General features: G+C 63.7%; 5 protein-coding genes and 1 pseudogene. 3 read left to right on the plus strand and 3 right to left on the minus strand.

What is annotated here, in order from left to right:
• Window positions 1-128: 128 nt before the first annotated feature.
• A complete protein-coding gene (locus PHP59_RS12050) occupies window positions 129-368 on the plus strand; it encodes a hypothetical protein (protein WP_300167325.1) in 240 nt (79 codons plus the stop codon).
• Window positions 369-426: 58 nt separating this feature from the next.
• Here the strand turns inward: PHP59_RS12050 and PHP59_RS12055 are convergent, their stop codons facing one another.
• On the minus strand, window positions 427-585 hold the full coding sequence (locus PHP59_RS12055; protein WP_300167327.1) for a hypothetical protein: 159 nt from the start codon (window positions 583-585) through the stop codon (window positions 427-429).
• Between the two features lie 93 nt (window positions 586-678).
• Here PHP59_RS12055 and PHP59_RS12060 point away from each other — a divergent pair, with 93 nt between their 5' ends.
• Window positions 679-1,083 (plus strand): hypothetical protein, encoded by a 405-nt coding sequence (locus PHP59_RS12060; RefSeq protein WP_300167328.1) that lies wholly within the window; start codon window positions 679-681, stop codon window positions 1,081-1,083.
• Between the two features lie 83 nt (window positions 1,084-1,166).
• Here PHP59_RS12060 and PHP59_RS12065 read toward each other — a convergent pair whose 3' ends face one another.
• Window positions 1,167-1,373, minus strand: coding sequence for a hypothetical protein (locus PHP59_RS12065; RefSeq protein WP_300167330.1), 207 nt, complete (start codon window positions 1,371-1,373; stop codon window positions 1,167-1,169).
• Window positions 1,374-1,398: 25 nt separating this feature from the next.
• Between PHP59_RS12065 and PHP59_RS12070 the strand changes: the two genes are divergently transcribed.
• Window positions 1,399-2,562 carry an ORC1-type DNA replication protein gene (locus tag PHP59_RS12070; protein ID WP_300167332.1) on the plus strand — a complete coding sequence of 388 codons (1,164 nt, stop codon included), beginning with the start codon at window positions 1,399-1,401 and terminating at the stop codon, window positions 2,560-2,562.
• A gap of 115 nt (window positions 2,563-2,677) precedes the next feature.
• On the opposite strand, the pseudogene PHP59_RS12075 reads toward PHP59_RS12070, so the two are convergent.
• Window positions 2,678-3,468 (minus strand): annotated as a pseudogene (locus PHP59_RS12075) (hypothetical protein); the annotation flags it as partial.

A 3,468-nucleotide genomic window follows, 5' to 3' on the forward strand; every position in this document is an offset into this window, starting at 1 on the left:
GACAGGGTAAAGTCTGCCATGGTTTTTCTTCTCCTGCCAGGACTCCCGGGATGTCACCGGCATATCTTCATATTACCATAAGTAATATTAATCTGCCTTAACCGCCATTCAGTCATCAGGAGATGGCGATGGCCGAGAACCTGCGGGAGAAGATCGTCGAGACGAACAGGGACGTGAAGTGGATCTGCCGGACCCTGCAGAGGATGGAGGAGAAGGACGCGGAGATGGAGGGGAGGCTCCGCGCCCTTGAGAACTGGCGGAGCGAGGCGGCAGGGGAGGAGAAGAGGGAGAGGGAAATCGCCGCCGGTGCCGGAGGGGTCGTGGGAGGGATCGTCGCCGTCGTCGTGAAGGTGATCGGGTGGGGATGAGACGTCATACCATGCCGGAAAGAGCCTTTGCGATCTGTCGTGAGATCCTCACACCTCATCACGGCGACCCCTCTTCTCCCTGAACAAGACAGAGTGCATGCCCCGCCGTTCGAGGACATGCCCTGTGACCCGGCGAGTACAGCAGGTCGAGACCGCGGGGTTTTCCGAGCATGATCAGAGTCGCATTGTTCCGCCGGGCCGGCAGGACCGTCTCCATCGGTTCCGTGCTCTCCCGGAGATCGGCGGCACATCTCCTACGGCCGGGATACTTTTATCATCGAGGGGGTGGTCTGGACGCAGGGCGATTCCTATGCTCGGAGAGATGATCGGCGAATTGAAAGGAAAGGTGGTGGGGCAGCGTATCTCTCACCATTATGGCCTGGGTCTGAAGATCGAGAGGACCATGGAGTCGAAAGGGACGATACTCGGTACCGAGGTGACATTACTTGCCACCTTCTGGTCGAAAGAGCGACCGCAGGGGGGAATACTGGCGAAGGGCCACGGCATCATGACGACCGAAAAGGGAGAGACGGCGGTGCTGCAGGGTTCGGGGATCAGCGTCCCGGCACAAGGGCCCGGCTGGAGCATGCGGGGGGTACGGTATCTTCAGACGTCCGGAACCGCCCTGAGCCGCCTCAACGACGTGGCCCTGCTTTTTGAGATCGAGATCGCTCCCGACGGAACGGTCAGCGACAGGATGTGGGAGTGGAAATAACTCCCTATCGAACCTTCATGGCGAGGCGGAGATCGGACCCCGGCCTCTCCCCTTCTCACGGCCGCACCCGATTCTCTACAGCGCTATTGCCCTGCTTCGCCCGCGTACTCGCCTCGACGCTCTATTTTTCCCCTGAAAGAGCATGACTGGAAGTTCACCTGCATCACCGGGTTCGTTCTGGCCGTGCTCATCGTCGTCCTCTTCCGGGTATGATCCTGCAGCCGGCCGTATCTCCTGAGCGGGGGCGGCGTCTCTTTCACATTCGCCCCGCTCACACGGCCCACATCCATATACCCCCACCGCCACCCCTCACCCATGACACACCGCCCCCTCATGAGCGACCAGACCCTCTTTCGCGACCCCGCCCTCTTCGAGATCACCCACCTCCCCGAGGTCTTCAACTACCGCGACACACAACTCGAAGACCTCGCCTTCGCCCTGCGGCCCGCCCTCCGCGGCGTCCGCCCGTTGAATACCGTGCTCCGCGGCATCCCCGGCACAGGGAAGACCACCGCGGTCAGGCTCCTCTTCGCCGAGATCGAGGAGATGACGCAGGCGGTCGTCCCGGTCCTCGTCTCCTGCCAGACCGAGAGGACGGAGTACGCCGTCTTCTCCCGGATCTTCCTCGCCCTCTCCGGCCACCTGCCCCCGCCGTCGGGCGTCTCGAATGTGCGGGTGATGGCCGGGGTCGCCCATGCCCTCGCAGAGAGGGGAGCGGTCCTCGTCGTCTGCCTGGACGACGTCACCCGGCTCATCGCCGACGGCACCCTGGACAGTGTCCTCGCCCCCCTCCTCAGGATGCACGAGGCCTGGCCGGGGGTGCGGACCGGCGTCGTCCTCACCCTCTCCACCCCTGAGGCCGACCTCTCCCGCGCCCTCGGCCCCTCCACCCTCTCTGTCCTCCAGGCCTCGGAGGTCCTCTTCCCGCCGTACACCGCGGCGGAGGTGCGGGGCATCCTTGCAGACAGGGTGAAGGCCGGGGTGTACCCCGGCGTCGTCCCGCCCGCCGTCCTCGACCTCGTCGTCGAGAGGACGATGGCCTCTGGCGACCTGCGGATCGGTCTGGACCTGGTGAAGAGGGCGGTGCTCACTGCGGAGAAGGAGGCGAGGACCGAGGTGACGGCCGGGGACGTGCTCTCGGCCTTTGCCGTCTCCCGGCACCTCCACCTGGCAGTGGCGGTGGAGGCGCTCGCCCCTGCGGAGAGGGCGGTGCTCCACGCCGTCCTGAGAGAGGAGAGGGAAGGCGGGCCGGCAATCGCCGGGCGGGTCTATGACCGCCTCTGCGGGGAGATGGGGTATGCGGCATTCTCCGAGAGGTTGCGGAAACTGGAGACCTTACGGCTGGTGGACCTGTACGTGCGGCCGGGGAGGGGGAGGACGCGGGAGGTCGTGGTGCGGGAGGGAGTCGGGGAGGTGGTCGCTCCTCAGGCGGGCGTGGCCGAGGAGGAAGAGTGCCGGTATGAGACAGGGGAGGGGTGAGACAGCCGACCTCTCGAAGTTTTGCCCAATTTAATCAATTGTTTTTCAATGTTTTCTGTTCAAAGGATCTTTAGCTTCCCGCGTTCCCCCTCACGACCGCCGGCGTCTGGGGGGATCACCTGCCCACCCCCTTCTTCTCATTCCACCCCCGCACCAACCGGGCATAGCACCTCTCGCAGAGTCTCGCCCGCCCGTCGCCGGAGCGGAACACCGCCCTCCCCTCGCCGCACACGCTGCACCGCCCGAGGTCGGTCTTCGTCCGCGTGAACTCGGTGTGCTTCAGCACGCCCGGGAGAGGGACAGTCTTGTTTGCACCTGTGCACCCGATTGCACGGGCCTGCACTTTGAAAATGCCACCAAACGGGGGAATTTTTGAATCGGGATTGAACATCCCGGCCCTTTCACCCCCATCTTCCCGATCGTTTGCACTCTGGCACAGATCACACACACAGTCACCCCCAGACCCGGAGAGATCCCCCGTGCTGTGTGTGTCTCCTTTTTGGTGCAATAGAGTACTATGAGAGAGAGAGATCTCTCTTCTCTCTCTAGAATAGTCATTCCGAACCCGGTCTTCCGTTCCCGCTCTTTGCACTTTTTCCGTGCAACTTCGGTGCACACGGGGTGCAAAAGTGCCATCATCGTCCGGGGGGTCGGGGTCTGTCCAGACCTGAGCACCCGTCGCCCACCGCCGGTAGACCTCCCTGTTGAAGGAGAACTGGTGCTCGCGCCGGCGGACCAGGTAACCGCCGGCGTCCTCGGAGATGGTCGTGTCCACAAACCCGATGGCCGGGCACTTCTCCAGGAGGCCGGAGTAGGTGGTGCCGCCGTTGTTGTAGCCGTGGAGGATGCGGCGGGTCTGGTGGTATGAGAGGCCGAGGGCGTCCTGGAGCATGCGGACCGTGAACA

It is taken from the genome of Methanofollis sp. (assembly GCF_028702905.1).
Classification (GTDB): domain Archaea; phylum Halobacteriota; class Methanomicrobia; order Methanomicrobiales; family Methanofollaceae; genus Methanofollis.

Excerpts from the sequence above, each read along its gene's own strand:
- PHP59_RS12050 (WP_300167325.1), top strand. The coding sequence starts at position 129 with ATGGCCGAGAACCTGCGGGAGAAGATCGTCGAGACGAACAGGGACGTG.
- PHP59_RS12055 (WP_300167327.1), bottom strand. The coding sequence starts at position 585 with ATGGAGACGGTCCTGCCGGCCCGGCGGAACAATGCGACTCTGATCATG.
- PHP59_RS12060 (WP_300167328.1), top strand. The coding sequence starts at position 679 with ATGCTCGGAGAGATGATCGGCGAATTGAAAGGAAAGGTGGTGGGGCAG.
- PHP59_RS12065 (WP_300167330.1), bottom strand. The coding sequence starts at position 1,373 with ATGGATGTGGGCCGTGTGAGCGGGGCGAATGTGAAAGAGACGCCGCCC.
- PHP59_RS12070 (WP_300167332.1), top strand. The coding sequence starts at position 1,399 with ATGACACACCGCCCCCTCATGAGCGACCAGACCCTCTTTCGCGACCCC.